The 18,187-nt window shown below is 59.6% G+C and carries 8 protein-coding genes and 3 pseudogenes; 6 read left to right on the top strand and 5 right to left on the bottom strand.

Annotation, left to right across the window (positions count from 1 at the left end):
• Nucleotides 1–143: 143 nt before the first annotated feature.
• Nucleotides 144–1,628 (bottom strand): sodium/proline symporter PutP, encoded by a 1,485-nt coding sequence (putP, locus tag ACN1C3_RS17940; protein WP_419117114.1) that lies wholly within the window; start codon nucleotides 1,626–1,628, stop codon nucleotides 144–146.
• A 460-nt stretch (nucleotides 1,629–2,088) separates the two neighbouring features.
• Between putP and putA the strand changes: the two genes are divergently transcribed.
• Together putA and ACN1C3_RS17950 are read left to right on the top strand one after the other, a co-directional pair.
• A complete protein-coding gene (putA, locus tag ACN1C3_RS17945) occupies nucleotides 2,089–6,042 on the top strand; it encodes a trifunctional transcriptional regulator/proline dehydrogenase/L-glutamate gamma-semialdehyde dehydrogenase (RefSeq protein WP_419117115.1) in 3,954 nt (1,317 codons plus the stop codon).
• Between the two features lie 244 nt (nucleotides 6,043–6,286).
• A complete protein-coding gene (locus ACN1C3_RS17950; RefSeq protein ID WP_419117116.1) occupies nucleotides 6,287–8,089 on the top strand; it encodes an acyl-CoA dehydrogenase in 1,803 nt (600 codons plus the stop codon).
• A 147-nt stretch (nucleotides 8,090–8,236) separates the two neighbouring features.
• On the opposite strand, the gene ACN1C3_RS17955 is transcribed toward ACN1C3_RS17950, so the two are convergent.
• The 4 genes and pseudogenes from ACN1C3_RS17955 to ACN1C3_RS17970 all read right to left on the bottom strand — a co-directional run bounded on the left by ACN1C3_RS17955 (nucleotide 8,237) and on the right by ACN1C3_RS17970 (nucleotide 10,815).
• Nucleotides 8,237–9,082 (bottom strand): methyl-accepting chemotaxis protein, encoded by an 846-nt coding sequence (locus ACN1C3_RS17955; protein WP_419117151.1) that lies wholly within the window; start codon nucleotides 9,080–9,082, stop codon nucleotides 8,237–8,239.
• Between the two features lie 18 nt (nucleotides 9,083–9,100).
• A pseudogene (locus tag ACN1C3_RS17960) lies at nucleotides 9,101–10,219 on the bottom strand (cache domain-containing protein); the annotation flags it as partial.
• A gap of 66 nt (nucleotides 10,220–10,285) precedes the next feature.
• The gene (locus ACN1C3_RS17965) at nucleotides 10,286–10,588 is read right to left on the bottom strand and encodes a cell division protein ZapA (protein WP_419117117.1); all 303 of its coding nucleotides are present in this window, start codon (nucleotides 10,586–10,588) and stop codon (nucleotides 10,286–10,288) included.
• A complete protein-coding gene (locus ACN1C3_RS17970) occupies nucleotides 10,585–10,815 on the bottom strand; it encodes a hypothetical protein (protein ID WP_419117118.1) in 231 nt (76 codons plus the stop codon). Before ACN1C3_RS17970 ends, ACN1C3_RS17965 begins: the two co-directional genes overlap by 4 nt.
• Before the next feature lie 342 nt (nucleotides 10,816–11,157).
• On the opposite strand from ACN1C3_RS17970, the pseudogene ACN1C3_RS17975 reads away from it, so the two are divergent.
• From ACN1C3_RS17975 to mscK, 4 genes and pseudogenes are all read left to right on the top strand, one after another.
• Nucleotides 11,158–11,814: pseudogene (locus tag ACN1C3_RS17975) on the top strand (MCP four helix bundle domain-containing protein); the annotation flags it as partial.
• A 303-nt stretch (nucleotides 11,815–12,117) separates the two neighbouring features.
• Nucleotides 12,118–12,717, top strand: a pseudogene (locus tag ACN1C3_RS17980) (methyl-accepting chemotaxis protein); the annotation flags it as partial.
• A gap of 325 nt (nucleotides 12,718–13,042) precedes the next feature.
• Nucleotides 13,043–14,785, top strand: a complete 1,743-nt coding sequence (locus ACN1C3_RS17985) for a potassium/proton antiporter (RefSeq protein WP_419117119.1) — start codon at nucleotides 13,043–13,045, stop codon at nucleotides 14,783–14,785.
• Between the two features lie 35 nt (nucleotides 14,786–14,820).
• Nucleotides 14,821–18,171, top strand: coding sequence for a mechanosensitive channel MscK (gene mscK / locus ACN1C3_RS17990; RefSeq protein WP_419117120.1), 3,351 nt, complete (start codon nucleotides 14,821–14,823; stop codon nucleotides 18,169–18,171).
• Nucleotides 18,172–18,187 lie beyond the last annotated feature (16 nt).

The following is an 18,187-nucleotide window of genomic DNA, read 5'->3' on the forward strand; positions in this document are numbered from 1 at the left end:
CCCGTAAAATTCCGGACGTACATCTTTCCTACGGGATATGCGTACACCGGCCGACTAATCGGCAGGCATAAAAAAACGGCCCGCATCCAGAAGGAGGCGGGCCGTTTTATGTCACCGATGACTAGAGCATCCGCTCATCTCACTCAGCTGTTCAGCTGGAAGTCTTTCTCGGCAGCGGCGAAACGCTTGAGCATACCGGCAGTCGGAGCGCCCATCTTGCTGACGAAGAAGATCGCGAGGCTGGCGAAGATGAAGCCAGGGATGATTTCGTACAGACCCAGCAGATTGAAGTGTTTCCAAACGATCACGGTGATCGCGCCGACCAGAATACCGGCCAGTGCGCCGTTGCGAGTCATGTCTTTCCAGATGACTGAGATCAGTACAACCGGACCGAATGCTGCACCGAAACCGGCCCAGGCGTAGCTGACCAGACCCAGAACACGGTTATCCGGGTTGGCCGCCAGGCCGATGGCGATCAGGGCAACCAACAGCACCATGGCACGACCGACCCAAACCAGTTCGATCTGGGAGGCATTTTTACGCAGGAAGGTCTTGTAGAAGTCTTCGGTCAGGGCGCTGGAGCACACCAGCAACTGGCAGCTCAAGGTGCTCATCACGGCCGCCAGAATGGCCGACAGCAAGACACCGGCAACCCATGGGTTGAAGAGGATTTTTGCCAGTTCGATGAATACCCGCTCGTGGTTTTCACTGACTGGAAGGGCCACCGCCGGGTGCGCCGAGAAGTAGGCAATACCGAAGAAACCAACGGCCACGGTGCCACCCAGGCACAGGATCATCCAGGTCATGGAGATGCGACGGGCCTTGGCGATCGACTTGACCGAATCCGCCGCCATGAAGCGCGCGAGGATGTGCGGCTGACCGAAGTAGCCCAGACCCCAGCCCATCAGCGAAACGATGCCGATGAAAGAGGTGTTTTTCAGCATGTTGAAGTTGCCTGGATCTTGCGCTTCGATGGCCAGGAAGGTGGTATCGATGCCGCCGGTGGCCAGCAGCACGATGATCGGTGTCAGCAGCAGGGCGAAGATCATCAGTGTGGCTTGTACGGTGTCAGTCCAGCTCACTGCCAGGAAACCACCCACAAAGGTGTAGGCAATAGTCGCTGCAGCACCGGCCCACAGCGCAGTCTCGTAGGACATGCCGAAGGTGCTTTCAAACAGGCGGGCACCGGCAACGATGCCGGAAGCGCAGTAGATGGTGAAGAACACCAGAATCACGATCGCCGAAATAATCCGCAGCAGACCGCTTTTGTCTTCAAAACGGCTGGCGAAGTAATCCGGCAGGGTCAGTGCGTCGCCGTTGTGCTCGGTCTGCACACGCAGACGGCCGGCCACGAACAACCAGTTCAGGTAGGCGCCGACGATCAGGCCGATGGCGATCCAGCTTTCCGATAGACCGGACATGTAGATAGCGCCCGGCAAGCCCATCAACAACCAGCCGCTCATGTCCGAAGCACCGGCGGAAAGCGCGGTCACCACACTGCCCAGGCTGCGGCCGCCCAGAATATAGTCAGAAAGGTTGTTGGTGGAGCGATAGGCCATGAAGCCGATCAGCACCATTGCCGCGATGTAGATCACGAACGTGATCAAGGTTGGATTACTTACGCTCATTGAGTGACGCCCTGGCATTGTTTTTATGTAGCAGCGGCTGTTGAACCGTCGGTAAACGACTACGTTTGTCAGACGATTCTGGGGGCCGCGCATTTATGACTGATGTTTCCCCAGGAAAGCCATCAGCCGATGAACCGTTCTTTTGAACTGGTTGCACCTTTGGCGCGAATGCTATTCAACAAAGCAAATAAGGTGCAACCTCTTTCGCTCGAATAAGTTGCACCTAGTCGGGTATTTTATGAAACCAATTGTTTTTGCTCCTTTTTGGAGCAAGAAGCCGTTTTCCCAGACGTAAAAGCACCAAGCAGGCACTTCTTTTCTCTAGCGGAATATATTTCCTGACGCGCTGCCTATTTTTCCGACAAAAAAAGGGTTGCACTCGGTTGCACCTCAGCCTGCGCACGGCTAATCTTGCCGTCAGCTGATGTCACGCAGTTGTGGCAAACATGAGGATAAAAATATGGCTACCACCACCCTTGGGGTCAAACTCGATGACCCTACCCGCGAGCGCCTCAAAGCCGCCGCGACCTCGATTGATCGCACGCCCCATTGGCTGATCAAGCAGGCAATTTTCAATTACCTGGAAAAACTCGAGGGTGGTGCAACCCTGACCGAGCTGAGCGGTTTGATCAGCAAAGACGCTGACGACGCCGGTGACGTGCAGGCTGACCACGCACACCAGTGCTTCCTCGAGTTCGCTGAAAGCATCCTGCCGCAATCGGTCCTGCGCGCCTCTATCACCGCCGCCTACCGTCGCCCGGAGCCGGAAGTGGTGCCCATGCTGATGGAGCAGGCCCGCCTGCCTGCCGCCATGGCCGAAGCCACCAATAAGCTGGCCGCCTCAATTGCCGAGAAACTGCGCAATCAGAAGAGCGCCGGGGGCCGTGCCGGTATCGTTCAGGGCCTGCTGCAGGAATTCTCCCTGTCGTCCCAGGAAGGCGTGGCACTGATGTGCCTGGCCGAAGCGTTGCTGCGCATCCCGGACAAAGGCACCCGTGATGCGCTGATCCGCGACAAGATCAGCACCGGCAACTGGCAGCCCCACCTGGGCAACAGCCCCTCGCTGTTCGTCAACGCCGCCACCTGGGGCCTGTTGCTGACCGGTAAACTGGTCGCCACCCACAATGAATCAGGCCTGACTTCGTCCCTGAGCCGCATCATCGGCAAGAGCGGCGAGCCGATGATCCGCAAGGGCGTCGACATGGCCATGCGCCTGATGGGCGAGCAGTTCGTCACCGGCGAAACCATCGCCGAAGCCTTGGCCAACGCCAGCCGCTTCGAAGCCAAAGGTTTCCGCTATTCCTACGACATGCTCGGTGAAGCGGCACTGACCGAACATGACGCACAGAAATACCTCGCGTCCTACGAGCAAGCCATCCATTCCATCGGCAAGGCTTCCCACGGTCGCGGCATTTATGAAGGCCCGGGCATTTCGATCAAGCTGTCGGCCTTACACCCGCGTTACAGCCGTGCCCAGTACGAGCGCGTGATGGACGAGCTGTACCCGCGCCTGCTGTCGCTGACCCTGCTGGCCAAGCACTACGACATCGGCCTGAACATCGACGCCGAAGAAGCCGACCGCCTCGAGCTGTCGCTGGATCTGCTGGAGCGCCTGTGTTTCGAGCCGAAACTGACCGGCTGGAACGGTATCGGTTTCGTTATCCAGGCTTATCAGAAGCGTTGCCCTTACGTGATCGACTACGTGATCGACCTGGCTCGTCGCAGCCGTCATCGCCTGATGATCCGCCTGGTGAAAGGCGCGTACTGGGACAGCGAAATCAAGCGCGCCCAGGTCGAAGGTCTGGAAGGCTATCCGGTCTATACCCGCAAGGTGTACACCGACGTTTCCTACATCGCCTGTGCACGCAAACTGCTGTCGGTGCCGGAAGTCATCTACCCGCAGTTCGCCACCCATAACGCCCATACCCTGTCGGCCATTTACCATATCGCCGGTCAGAACTATTACCCGGGTCAGTACGAGTTCCAATGCCTGCACGGCATGGGCGAACCGTTGTACGAGCAAGTGGTGGGCAAGGTTTCCGAAGGCAAGTTGAACCGTCCATGCCGCGTCTACGCGCCGGTCGGCACTCACGAAACACTGTTGGCCTATCTGGTTCGTCGTCTGCTGGAAAACGGTGCGAACACTTCGTTCGTCAACCGCATCGCTGACCAGTCCATCTCGATTCAGGAGCTGGTGGCCGATCCAGTGGCCAGCATCGAGCAGATGGCGACGCTGGAAGGCGGCTTCGGCCTGCCACACCCACGTATTCCACTGCCGCGTGATCTATACGGTGCTGAACGCGCCAACTCCAGTGGCATCGATTTGGCCAACGAACACCGTCTGGCGTCGTTGTCCTGCGCACTGCTGGCTACTGCTCACAACCACTGGAAAGCCGCACCGATGCTCGGCTGCGCATCCAGCGCTGAAACCCCTGCGCCAGTCCTCAACCCGTCGGATTTGCGCGACGTGGTCGGCCATGTGCAAGAAGCCACCGTTGAAGACGTCGACAATGCCATCCAGTGCGCACTGAACGCTGCACCGATCTGGCAGGCCACCCCGCCCGCCGAGCGCGCCGCGATTCTCGAACGCGCTGCCGACCTGATGGAAGGCGAGATCCAGCCGCTGATGGGCCTGTTGGCTCGCGAAGCCGGCAAGACCTTCGCCAACGCCATCGCCGAAGTGCGTGAAGCGGTGGACTTCCTGCGTTATTACGCGGTGCAGGCACGCAACGATTTCACCAATGACGCCCACCGCCCACTGGGCCCGGTGGTGTGCATCAGCCCGTGGAACTTCCCGCTGGCGATCTTCAGCGGTCAAGTCGCCGCTGCTTTGGCGGCCGGTAACCCGGTGCTGGCCAAACCGGCCGAACAAACCCCGCTGGTGGCCGCGCAAGCGGTACGCCTGATGCTCGAAGCCGGGATTCCGGAAGGCGTGTTGCAACTGCTGCCGGGCCGTGGCGAAACCGTCGGCGCCCGTCTGGTCGGCGACGATCGGGTCAAAGGCGTGATGTTCACCGGCTCCACCGAAGTCGCTCGCTTGCTGCAACGCAATGTCGCCGGCCGTCTGGATGCCCAAGGCCGTCCGATCCCGTTGATCGCCGAAACCGGCGGCCAGAACGCCATGATCGTCGACTCCTCGGCGCTGACCGAACAAGTGGTCATCGACGTGGTGTCGTCGGCCTTCGACAGCGCCGGTCAACGCTGCTCGGCCCTGCGCGTGCTGTGCTTGCAGGAAGATTCCGCCGACCGCGTGATCGAAATGCTCAAAGGCGCCATGGCTGAATGCCGTCTCGGTAACCCGGAACGCCTGTCCGTGGACATCGGCCCGGTGATCGACGCAGAAGCCAAGGCGGGTATCGAGAAACACATCCAGGGCATGCGCGACAAAGGTCGCAGCGTGTACCAGGTGGCGATTGCCAATAGCGAAGAAGTCAAACGCGGCACCTTCGTGATGCCGACCCTGATCGAGCTGGAAAGCTTCGACGAGCTGCAACGGGAGATCTTCGGTCCGGTGCTGCACGTGGTGCGCTACAAGCGTAAAGAGATCGATCAACTGATCGGGCAGATCAACGCTTCCGGCTACGGCCTGACGCTGGGCGTACACACCCGCATCGACGAAACCATCGCCAAGGTGATCGACAACGTCAACGCCGGTAACATCTACGTCAACCGCAACATCGTTGGCGCGGTGGTCGGCGTGCAACCGTTCGGCGGCGAAGGCCTGTCGGGCACCGGTCCGAAGGCTGGTGGTCCGCTGTACTTGTACCGCCTGCTGTCGACGCGTCCTACCGACGCGATCGAACAGTCCTTCGTTCGTGGCGATGCACTGAGCGCTCCGGATGTTCGTCTGCGCGACGCCATAAGCAAGCCGCTGACCGCCCTGCAAACCTGGGCCGACAGCAACAAGCTGACCGATCTGAGCGCACTCTGCGGACAGTTCGCCGCCCAATCGCAAAGCGGTATTACCCGCCAGCTGAACGGCCCGACCGGCGAGCGCAACAGCTACGCCATCCTGCCGCGCGAGCACGCATTGTGCCTGGCGGAAGCCGAGGCCGATCTGCTGACCCAACTGGCTGCGGTATTGGCCGTGGGCGGTTCGGCGGTATGGCCGGAAACTGAATTGACCAAGGCACTGTTCGCACGTCTGCCGAAGGAAATTCAGGCGCGGATCAAGCGGGTTGCCGATTGGAACAAGGACGAAGTGCTCTTCGATGCCGTCCTGCATCACGGCGACTCCGACCAGCTGCGCGCGGTCTGCCAGCAAGTGGCCAAACGTGCCGGGGCTATCGTCGGGGTTCAGGGCTTGTCCCACGGCGAAACCAACATTGCGCTGGAGCGTCTGGTGATCGAGCGTGCTCTGAGCGTCAATACTGCTGCTGCAGGTGGTAACGCCAGCTTGATGACTATCGGTTAAACCGCAATACGACCGGGACGCCTGCAATGGGCGCCCGGTTGCCGAACCCTGTGGGAGCGAGCTTGCTCGCGATAGCGGTCTGTCAGTCACATCAGTTCTGGATGTGCCGCCGCCATCGCGAGCAAGCTCGCTCCCACATTTGATTAGCGGTGCTCGGACTGCACCATCACGCTCATCAATCATCCTGTTCACCCCGCCCTCCCCCCACCTAGACTCGGCCTATTCCAAAAAAAGGTAAGCCGCTATGTCCGAGACGTTGCTCAGTTCCCGCAATCTGGCTTTCGAGCTGTACGAAGTCCTCGATGCCGAGGGCCTGACTCAGCGTGAGCGGTTCGCCGAGCACAATCGCGAGACGTTCGATGCCGCCATCGGCACGGCACGCAGCATTGCCGAGAAGTTCTTCGCCCCACACAACCGCAAGGGCGACGAGAACGAACCGCGCTACGAAGACGGCCAGGCGATCCTGATTCCAGAGGTGAAACCGGCGGTCGATGCCTTCCTTGAAGCCGGCTTCCTCAACGCCGCGCGCAGTTTCGAAGCCGGCGGCATGCAACTGCCTACCCTGCTCTCGCAAGCCTGCTTCGCGCATTTTCAATCGGCCAACGCGGCGTCGACCTCCTACCCGTTTCTGACCATGGGTGCGGCGAATCTGATCGAAAGCTTCGGCACCGATGAGCAGAAACAACGCTTCCTGCAACCGATGATCGACGGCCGTTTCTTCGGCACCATGGCGCTGACCGAGCCCCATGCCGGCTCGTCACTGTCGGACATCCGCACCCGCGCCGAACCGGCCGCCGATGGCACTTATCGGCTCAAGGGCAACAAGATTTTCATCTCCGGTGGCGATCACTCGTTGTCGGAAAACATCGTGCACATGGTGCTGGCCAAGCTGCCGGATGCGCCGGCCGGGGTGAAGGGCATTTCGCTGTTTATCGTGCCCAAGTTCCTGGTCAACGATGACGGCAGTCTCGGCAAGCGCAACGACGTATTGCTCGCTGGGCTGTTCCATAAGATGGGCTGGAAAGGCACCACCTCCACCGCGCTGAACTTCGGCGATAACGGCGAGTGTGTCGGCTATCTGGTGGGCAAACCGCACCACGGCCTGAGCTACATGTTCCAGATGATGAACGAGGCGCGGATCGGCGTCGGCATGGGCGCGGTGATGCTCGGTTACGCCGGTTATCTCTACTCGCTGGAATACGCTCGCGAGCGTCCGCAAGGTCGTCTGCCAGACAGCAAAGACCCGAATACCGCACCGGTCTCGATCATTCAACACGCCGACGTCAAACGCATGCTGCTGACCCAAAAAGCCTACGTCGAAGGCGCTTTCGACCTCGGTCTGTATGCGGCGCGCTTGTTCGATGACACCACGACCCTTGAGACCGAAGCCGAACGCAAACAGGCCCATGAACTGCTGGACTTGCTGACGCCGATCGTCAAATCCTGGCCGTCGGAGTTTTGCCTGAAAGCCAACGAACTGGCGATCCAGATTCTCGGCGGCCACGGCTACACCCGCGAATACCCGGTGGAGCAGTACTACCGCGACAACCGCCTGAACCCGATCCACGAAGGTACTCACGGCATCCAGTCGCTGGACCTGCTGGGACGCAAACTCGCACAGAACGGTGGCGCCGGGCTCAAGCAATTGATTCGCTTGATCGCCGACACTGCCGAGCGTGCGCAAAACCATGAATCCCTGGATGCACTGCGCCAGCCCCTTGAGAAGCTGGTTGCACGGCTGCAAAGCGTGACCATCGGCCTGCTGACCGATTTGGGCCAGGGCAAGGTCAACAGCAGCCTGGCCAACTCGGCGCTGTATCTCAAAGCCTTCGGCCACACGGTGATCGGCTGGCGCTGGCTGGAGCAGGCGATCCATGCCGAGGAAGGGTTGGCCAAGGGGAATGTGGCGGATGTCAGTTTCTATAAAGGCAAACTGCAGGCCGCGCGATACTTCCTGACCTGGGAAGTACCGGGCTGCCATCATGAGCTAGCGATTCTTGAGGCGCGGGATGATACGTGCCTGAGCATGCAGGATGAGTGGTTCTAACTAGAACCTTGTGGCACGGCTGAAATCCATTCGCGAGCAAGCCCGCTCCCACACTAGTTCTGCGGTGAACACATTATTTGTGAGCACCAGTGATCGAATGTGGGAGCGGGCTTGCTCGCGATGGCGTCAGCACAGACAACGCATTTATCAGCTCAACCTGAACCCACCCATCTGCCGCGCCAAATCATCGGCCAACCGCTGCAACGTCTGGCAATCCTCACGACACGCCCGCACTTCAGCGGCAGTCGCCCGGGCCAGATCCGAGATGCCTTGCACGTTACGATTGATCTCTTCAGTCACCGCCGACTGCTCTTCGGTGGCGGTCGCCACTTGGTGATTCATGTCGCTGATGCGCTCGACTTGCCCGGTGATCGCCGTCAGCGAAGCCCCAGTACGTTGGCTGGATTCGACACCAGTCCCCGTCGCTGCTTGCCCCGAATGCATCGACGACACGGCATTTTCCGCGCCCTGTTTGAGGCTCTGGATCATCTGCTGGATTTCATCGGTGGACGACTGGGTCCTGCGCGCCAGAGTCCGCACTTCATCGGCAACCACCGCAAATCCTCGGCCCATATCCCCTGCTCGCGCCGCTTCAATCGCCGCATTCAACGCCAGTAGATTGGTCTGCTCGGAAATGCCTCGAATCACCGCCAACACCTGATCGATAGAGGCCACCTGAGTTGCCAACTCGCCCACCGCACCGGCGGCGATGCCAATTTCATCGGACATGCTTTCGATATGGCGGATCGACCCACCGACCGCTTCCCGCGCCTGCAAAGCTTCATCGCGAGCGGTTTGCGAGGCGACGGCGGCATGGCCGGCGTTTTGCGCGATTTCCTGCACGGTGAGGCCCATCTCATGCACGGCAGTGGCGACCATGTCGGTCATTTCCTGCTGCCGGCCGGAGCGTTCGGCGGTGTTATCCACCACCAACACGACCTGCCCGACGGCGGTACGTAAACGCTCACTGGTGGCCAGGACTTCGCCGATCATCTCACGCTGACTGTCGAGGAAACGATTGAAGCCGCGCGCCAGATCACCCAGCTCATCGGCTCGTGAAGAATCTAACCTGTGGGTCAAATCGCCACCACCGCTACCAATCGCCACCAATGCCGCTGTTACCTGACGGATTGGCCGCACCAGTCCACGCGCCAGCAACACCACTAACAACAGGCAAACCAGAGCCACGCCCAAACCGATGGCGCTGGTCATCCACATCGCCTGCCGGGCCTCGGAGTAGATCTGCGATTGCGGCACTTCGGCCACCAGGGTCCAGCCCAAATCCCGCAACGGGAGGCTCAGGGCCAGGAAGTCTTCGCCATCACGGACGAAACTGCTGCTGATCAGCCCCTGATGCCCCATCACCGCCTGCGCTGCCGGACCACCGATCTGCTCGGCCAATTGGCGTTTGTTGCTCAATTCAGCGTCTGGATGCACCTGGATCAAACCGTCGGAACGCACCAGATAGACCTTGCCGCGCTCACCGAAGCTGAAGTTGTGAATCAACTCCGACAGCTCGCGCATGCTCAGGCCCAGCCCGGCAACGCCCAGGACTTTGCCGCCCTCCTCGACCTTGAGGTCGATAAACAGCGCCAACTCTCCGGTGCGGGTGTCTTTGTCGATGTTCAGGGTGCGCGGCTGATTGCTGTCCAGGAAGGAGTAGAACCAGGCGTCGGTTAGAGTGGATCGGCTCAGGGTCCGATCAAGGCCTTTTTCGGTGTAGTAGTGGCTCGACTCGGAGCCGGCGATCAGCGCGGTAAAGGCTTTGTGCTCGGAGCGGATACTTTCCAGGTAGCTGATGAAACTGTTGGTCTGGGCGCTGTTTTCGCCCCCGGCCAGCCATTCGCGCACCATGCTGTTGCTGGCGATGTCTTTGGCGGCGGTCAGCGGCTGGACCAGAATCCGTTCGATGTCATTGCGCATCGCTTCGATGCTGGAGGGCAGCGCCTTCTCCACCAAATAGCTCTGGGCCAGGCGGTTGACCACCAGGGTATAAATGCCAACCACGATCAGAATACTGACCAGCAGGGCGGTGCCCATACTCAGGATCAACTGCCATTGAATACTGCGTCGCCAGAACTGCATGGAGCACCCCCAAAGAATAAGAGGCTGAAACACTGCAACAGCCATGCCGATTGTATACAAACCACAAAACAGTTTGTTCGACAGCTTATTCTTTGGTTGTGTTCAATTCGATCAGGCTTGGCCGATCGTCCGTGAAATCACTTCAACCGTGGCGCTGACTTGCTCTTGGTAACGGTCGAGTTCCTGCTTGTGCCGTTTCTGCATGTCGATCTGCTGCGAGCACAGATTCATCGCCGCCAGCACCAACAGTTTGTCTCCAATCAGAGTCGGGTATTTCTTTTTGGTGTTGGCCAGAGCGGCCTTCAGCATTAAAGCGGCGTCCAGCAGGGTCTGCTCTTCCCCGGCCGGAGCCTTGATCGAATAGTCCTCCCCGAGAATCGAGACGACTTTTATCCCGTCGGCGCCGTTTCTCATGCGCTCACAGGACCTGCGCTGACACGCTCAACCAGGGCTTGAATGCGCGCGGCGGTGGCGCCCTGCTTTTCTTCCTGCTCCATCAGGCTCAGTTGCAGGCTTTCGTTTTCATCCTTGGCCTGGGCCAGTTCTGCGCTCAGGGTTTGGTTTGTGCCGAGCAGATCCTGGTTCTGTTGCACCAGCTCACTGACCAGCTGTTCCAATTGGCTTAGGGATGCTTCCAACATTTTGATTTCTCAGGCATTTTCAAAGGGCGCGTACGATAAAGAAAAGTCATCATGGATGCCAGGGTTATCCGGGCCGGACGCCTTGATTTTCCTGGCGACAACCTTGCTTGCGAGTTTTAAAGACTGCGATTTGTCCATCTGGTTCCTGATGATTCGTCGCAGCGCCTAACCTGCGACAAAATCGCACAGGAGCTCAAGACTTTAGTCTTATGACCGATAGGTCACCTATACCCAGTCTCAGCTCCCGCATGGATGCGCTCTTTTCGGTGACCACTAATGTCCCTTCGTAATATGAACATCGCACCGCGGGCGTTCCTTAGCTTTGCCTTGATCGGCAGCCTGATGTTGATTCTGGGTGTATTTGCCTTGAATCAGATGAGCAAGATCCGCGGGGCTGCTGAAGACATCACCCTGAACAGCGTACCGAGCATCAAGAGTCTCGATGAGTTCACTCAACTCAGCCTGCGCCTGCGGGTACTGTCCTACCGTCTACTGGTCAACCGCGAACCCGATGTCCAGCAAAAGACCATGGAACTGCTCGACACCCGCAACCAGCAGATCCGTGCCGCACAGAGCGTCTATGAAAAGCTGATCAGCAGCCCGCAGGAACGCGCGGCCTACGACCAGTACGTGCAATTGCTGGGTCAATACCGCCAGATTGAAGACCGGATGAAGACGCTGTCGCGTAATAACCAGGTCGACGAATTGCGCGCATTGCTGAACAGCGAATTGCTGACCAACTCCGAAGCGATTAACACCGTGCTGAACCGCCTGCTCGAAATCAACACACAGCAGACCGTCGACACCAATCAGCAGGCCGCCGATCAGTACTCCTCCGCGTTCGATCTGGTGGTCGCACTGCTGGTCATCGCTACCGGCCTGACTTTGCTGTTCGCCTGGTTACTGACCAACAGCATTACCCAACCGATCGCCAATGCTTTGAGCGCTGCCGAAGAAATCGCCGAAGGCAATCTGACCCGGCCGATCAAGGTCGATGGCAGCGACGAAGCGGGCCGTCTGTTGCTGGCCATGTCGAAGATGCAGGAAAAACTGCGCGACACCCTGCAACGGATTTCCGGTTCTGCCACGCAGTTGGCGTCTGCTGCTGAAGAATTGAACAGCGTCACCGACGAAAGCGCCCGTGGACTGACTCAGCAGAACAACGAAATCGAACAGGCTGCCACCGCAGTCAATGAAATGACCAGTGCCGTGGAAGAAGTCGCGCGCAATGCGGTGAGCACCTCCGAAGCCTCGAAAAACGCTACCACCTCTGCCGGCGATGGCCGCGATCTGGTACAGGAAACCGTCAGCGCCATCGAACGCATGAGCGGTGACGTGCAGAGCACCGCAACGCTGATTGGCAACCTGGCGGAAGAATCGCGGGACATCGGCAAAGTGCTGGACGTGATTCGTGGCCTGGCCGACCAGACCAACCTGCTGGCGCTGAACGCCGCGATTGAAGCGGCGCGCGCCGGTGAAGCGGGTCGTGGTTTTGCTGTAGTGGCGGATGAAGTTCGCGCCCTGGCGCACCGCACCCAGCAGTCCACCAGCGAAATCGAACGCATGATCGGCAGCATCCAGAGCGGCACCGAACACGCCGTCAACTCGATGCGCAACAGCACCGAGCGCGCCGAATCGACGCTGAACATCGCCAAGGGCGCTGGCCTGTCGCTGGACACCATCAACAGCGCCATCGTCGAAATCAACGAACGCAACCTGGTCATCGCCAGCGCCGCCGAAGAACAGGCGCAGGTCGCCCGTGAAGTCGACCGCAACCTGGTGAACATTCGCGACCTGTCGGTGCAATCGGCCACCGGCGCCAACCAGACCAGCGCCGCGAGCAATGAGCTGTCGCGTTTGGCTGTGGACCTGAACACTATGGTTGGGCGGTTTAGCCTGTAAGTAGCGGCGCCCTTCAGGACCACCCCTCACCCCAACCCTCTCCCCACGGGGGAGAGGGAGCTGACCGTGAGTTTCTCTCGAGATCCTGCGACCTGGGATATCGAGTTGAATGGAGGTTTTGAAAACCATACAAATCGGCTCCCTTTCCCCCCTCTCCCCCATGGGGAGAGGGCTGGGGTGAGGGGTGGGCTTCAAGCCAAGCGAAGATCTCGACCTCACCCTCTAAAAGCTTTTTGACAGCATCACATTTCAACAGGTTAGAATCGATGGCACGCAGACTGCATGGTCAGTTTGTGCCCGCCTTTCTGCTTCTGGAGTACTGCCATTGAATGCGACGACCATCAACAGCCTGTTCTTGATCGGCGCGTTGCTGGTAGGTGCGAGCATTCTGGTGAGTTCTCTTTCGTCCCGCCTTGGTATCCCGATTCTGGTGATCATCCTGGCCGTGGGCATGGCCGCTGGCGTTGACGGCGGCGGGATCATCTTCGATAACTACCCCACAGCGTATCTGGTCGGCAACCTCGCCCTTGCGGTGATCCTGCTCGACGGCGGCCTGCGCACACGGGTCGCGAGTTTCCGCGTGGCGTTATGGCCGGCACTCTCGCTGGCCACGATCGGTGTGCTGATCACCACCGGCCTGACCGGCATGGCGGCCGCATGGCTGTTCGACCTGAACCTCATTCAAGGCCTGCTGATCGGCGCCATCGTCGGCTCAACCGACGCCGCGGCGGTGTTCTCGCTGCTGGGCGGCAAAGGTCTGAACGAACGGGTTACCGCCAGTCTCGAGATCGAATCCGGCAGCAACGATCCGATGGCGGTGTTCCTCACCGTGACCCTGATCGACATGCTCGCCAGCGGCGAGACCGGTCTGCACTGGAATCTTCTGGTTCACCTGATCCGCGAATTCGGTATCGGCGGCATCATCGGCCTGGGCGGCGGCTGGCTGATGCTGCAATTGGTCAACCGGATCAAGCTGGCCTCCGGCCTTTACCCTATTCTGGTGATCAGTGGCGGCCTCGTCGTTTTCGCCCTGACCAACGCCCTGCACGGCAGCGGCTTCCTCGCGGTGTACCTGTGTGGGCTGGTGATCGGCAACCGCCCGGTGCGCAGTCGTCACGGCATTCTGCACATGCTCGACGGCATGGCCTGGCTGGCACAGATCGGCATGTTCCTGGTGCTGGGCCTGCTGGTCACCCCCCACGATTTGTTGCCGATCGCCCTGCCGGCCCTGGGCCTGGCGCTGTGGATGATCCTGTTTGCCCGCCCACTCTCGGTGGTGGCCGGCTTGCTGCCGTTCAAGGCCTTCCATGGTCGCGAGAAGGCCTTTATCGCCTGGGTCGGGCTACGCGGAGCGGTCCCGATCATTCTCGCGGTGTTCCCGCTGATGGCCGGGCTGCCCCATGCTCAGCTCTACTTCAACCTCGCGTTCTTTATCGTATTGGTCTCACTGCTGGTGCAAGGCACCAGCCTGCCGTGGGTCGCCAAACTGCTGAAAGTCACAGTACCGCCGGAGCCTGCGCCAATCTCCCGAGCGGCGCTCGAAGTGCATGTCACCAGTGAGTGGGAGCTGTTCGTCTACCGCCTCGGTGCGGAAAAATGGTGCATCGGTGCGGCACTGCGTGAGCTGAAAATGCCCGAAGGCACCCGCATCGCGGCACTGTTTCGGGGCCAGCAACTGCTCCATCCGTCGGGTAGCACGGTGCTCGAAGTCGACGATTTGCTCTGCGTAATCGGCCATGAACACAACCTTCCAGCCCTCGGAAAACTGTTCAGCCAGGCACCACAACGGGGTCTGGATTTGCGCTTCTTCGGCGACTTCGTACTCGAAGGCGACGCCCAGCTGGGTGCGGTTTCGGCGTTGTACGGGCTGCAACTGGACGGCCTTGATCCAGACATGCCGCTGAGCCGCTTCATTACCTATAAAGTGGGCGGTGCGCCAGTAGTCGGTGACCAGGTGGAGTGGAACAACACCATCTGGACAGTTGCCGTGATGGACGGGAACAAGATTGGCAAAGTGGGCGTCAGATTCCCCGAAGGAAGTCGCCCAGGTCCCGGGTTGTTCCTCTAAACTGCTCCCACTTTCCACTGTTTCGACCGGTATCTATGTCAACCCTGCGCACTTATTTCGCTATTGTCCTGCTTGGGCTGAGTCTTTCTGTCGGCGCGCTGCAAGCAGCTGATCTGCCTTCCAGTGAGTCGGTCCAGCAGAGCCTGGACAAAATTGCTGCTCGCAAACTGCCTGAGGCTGACCAAAAAGCCCTGCAAGCGATTCTGCAGCAGACGTTGACCCAGCTGGCCAACAAGCAGGATTACGAACAGAAACTGACCAACCTCAAACAGCAACTGGGCACCGCACCACGCCAGAACACCGAAAACCAACGCGAACTGGTGCGTCTCAAGGCCACCAAGGTGGTACCTGTAGCGCAACGTTATGCCAACCTGCCAGTCCCGCAACTCGAGCAGTTATTGACCGAACGCAGCACTCAACAGGGCGATTTGCAGAAAGCCCTGGCCGAGGCCAACAGCCTGATCATCACCGCCCAGACCCGTCCGGAACGGGCTCAGGCCGAGATAAGCAGCAGCCAGACGCGCATCCAGCAAATCAACGGCATCCTGAAACTCGGCAGGGACAACGGCAAGCCACTGAGCGCCGAACAGCGCGACCTGCTCAATGCCGAACTGGCCGCGCTCAATGCATTGATTCCGTTACGCCGTCAGGAACTGGCGGGTAACAGCCAACTGCAAGATCTGGGCAACAGTCAGCACGACTTGCTCATGGAAAAAACCGCGCGCATGGAGCAGGAAATCCAGGACCTGCAAACCCTGATCAACCAGAAGCGCCTGGCCCAATCCCAGGAGACGGTGACCCAACAGTCGATCGAAGCGCAAAAATCCGGTGGCAGCAGCCTGCTCGCCACCGAAAGCGCAGCCAATCTGAAACTGTCCGACTACCTGCTTAAAAGCACAGACCGTCTCAATGAAGTCACCCAGCAAAACCTGCAGACCAAGCAGCAGTTGGACAGCGTGACCCAAAGCGACGCAGCCCTGGACGAGCAGATCAATGTGCTCAAGGGCAGCCTGCTGCTCTCCAAGATTCTCTACAAACAGAAACTATCCCTGCCACGCCTTAAGCTCGACCGTAATCTGGCCGACCAGATCGCCGACATTCGCTTGTACCAGTTCGAGGTCAGCCAGCAACGAGAACTGCTCAGCAGCCCGAGCAGCTATGTCGATACCCTGCTGGCAACCCAGCCGCCGGAGCAAGTCACACCACAGTTGCGCAAAAATCTGCTCGAACTGGCGATCACTCGCGCCGATCTGCTGGAACGGCTGAACCGCGAACTGAGCGCCGTGCTCAACGAGTCCATCACCCTGCAACTGAATCAGAAACAGCTGCTCAGCACCGCGCAAAGCCTGCGTGCAACCCTCGACGAACAGATGTTCTGGATTCCCAGCAACAAGCCTCTGGACTTCGAATGGATACGGGCGGTGCCCGACCGGCTGGAAAGACAGGTCACCACGCTGCCATGGGCGTCCAGCCTGAGCGAGCTGGCCGACGGCCTGACCCAGCGCCCTCTACTGTTCTTGCCGCTGGCGTTCCTCATCGGCGCCTTGCTGTGGAGACGCAAGTACCTCTATGCCCGGCTGAACAAGGTTCACCAGGACATCGGCCATTTCAAGCGCGACAGCCAATGGCATACGCCGCAGGCGATTCTGATCAACATCCTCCTGGCGATGCCGGTTTCCCTGGCATTGGCCTTGTGCGGCTTCGCCTTGCAGATCGATGCCCGAGGACAGAACACCAACTTGGGCGCGGCGCTGCTGCAAATTTCCCAGGCCTGGCTGGTGTTCTACACCGCCTACCGGATCCTCGCGCCGGGCGGTGTAGCCGAGCTGCATTTTCGCTGGGAGAAACGCCAGGTCGAGTTTCTCCAGGGCTGGGTCCGCCGACTCGGGCTGGTGGTGTTGGCACTGGTGGCGGTGGTCGCCGTCGCGGAGCTGCAACCCGCGACATTGGCCGATGACGTCCTCGGGATGCCCGTGGTCCTGACCTGCTACGCCTTGATGACCTGGTTGCTCAGTCGCCTGCTCGTCAGTAGTCCGACACACCATGATGCTTCGCTATTTCGCAAAGCCGTCGGGATGCTGTTCACTGCCTTGCCGATCGCCTTGTTCATCGCTGTGTGCTTCGGCTATTACTACACCGCGCTGAAACTCAGCGACCGACTGATCAACACCCTTTACCTGCTTATGTTCTGGCTGGTGATCGAAGCCACTTTCGCCCGTGGCCTGGGGGTCGCGGCGCGACGTCTGGCCTATCAGCGTGCGCTGAGCAAGCGCCAGGCGGCCAAGGAAGCCGGTGATGGCGAAGCGGTAGTCGAAGAGCCCACACTGGATATCGAGCAGGTCAACGAACAGTCCATGCGTTTGATCCGTCTGGCGCTGCTCGGTGGTTTCATCGCCGCGCTGTATTGGGTCTGGTCGGACCTGATCACGGTCTTCTCGTATCTGGACAACATTACCCTCTACGAATACACCAGCGGTACCGGCGTCAACATCAGCATGGTGCCGATCAGTATTGGTGACTTGGTGGGGGCGCTCATCATCATCGGCATTACCTTCGCCCTGGCGCGCAACCTGCCCGGCCTATTGGAAGTTTTGGTGTTATCTAAGCTCAACCTGGCTCAGGGCAGCGCCTACGCCACCACGACGCTGCTGTCCTACGTGATCGCCGGGATCGGTTTCGTCTCCACGCTGTCCACACTCGGCGTGAGCTGGGACAAACTGCAATGGCTGGTGGCGGCGCTCTCGGTGGGTCTGGGCTTCGGGATGCAGGAGATCTTCGCCAACTTCATCTCGGGGATCATGATTCTCTTCGAGCGCCCGGTACGGATCGGCGACACCATCACCATCGGCAACCTGTCCGGCACGGTGAGCAAGATCCGCATTCGTGCCACGACGATCACCGACTTCGACCGCAAGGACATCATTGTCCCGAACAAGACGTTTATTACCGGGCAACTGATCAACTGGTCGCTGACGGACACCATCACTCGGGTCACCCTCAAGCTCGGCGTCGACTACGGCTCTGACCTTGATATGGTCCGCGAGCTACTGCTCAAGGCAGCCAATGAAAACCCGCGCGTGCTCAAGGACCCCGCGCCGTCGGTGTACTTCCTGAATTTCGGCGAGAGCACGCTCGACCACGAGCTGCGTATTCACGTACGCGACCTCGGCGACCGTAACCCGGCGCTCGATGAGATCAACCGCTTCATCAACCGCGAGTTCAAGAAACACCACATCAACATTTCGTTCCGGCAGATGGAGGTCTACCTGAAAAACCTCCACGGTGAGGAGTACAAACTGGTGCCCATCAAACCGGAAACCAAAACCATCGCTCCAGCGCCCGATGGCAAACGGCCGCCAGAGCCGCCATCGGCTGAACTCGACTAACCACGCCATCCCTAGC

The organism is Pseudomonas sp. H11T01 (genome assembly GCF_048515765.1).
Taxonomy (GTDB): domain Bacteria; phylum Pseudomonadota; class Gammaproteobacteria; order Pseudomonadales; family Pseudomonadaceae; genus Aquipseudomonas.

Coding starts and splice junctions, on each gene's coding strand:
- putP (WP_419117114.1), bottom strand. CDS start 1,628: ATGAGCGTAAGTAATCCAACCTTGATCACGTTCGTGATCTACATCGCG.
- putA (WP_419117115.1), top strand. CDS start 2,089: ATGGCTACCACCACCCTTGGGGTCAAACTCGATGACCCTACCCGCGAG.
- ACN1C3_RS17950 (WP_419117116.1), top strand. CDS start 6,287: ATGTCCGAGACGTTGCTCAGTTCCCGCAATCTGGCTTTCGAGCTGTAC.
- ACN1C3_RS17955 (WP_419117151.1), bottom strand. CDS start 9,082: ATGATCGGCGAAGTCCTGGCCACCAGTGAGCGTTTACGTACCGCCGTC.
- ACN1C3_RS17965 (WP_419117117.1), bottom strand. CDS start 10,588: ATGAGAAACGGCGCCGACGGGATAAAAGTCGTCTCGATTCTCGGGGAG.
- ACN1C3_RS17970 (WP_419117118.1), bottom strand. CDS start 10,815: ATGTTGGAAGCATCCCTAAGCCAATTGGAACAGCTGGTCAGTGAGCTG.
- mscK (WP_419117120.1), top strand. CDS start 14,821: ATGTCAACCCTGCGCACTTATTTCGCTATTGTCCTGCTTGGGCTGAGT.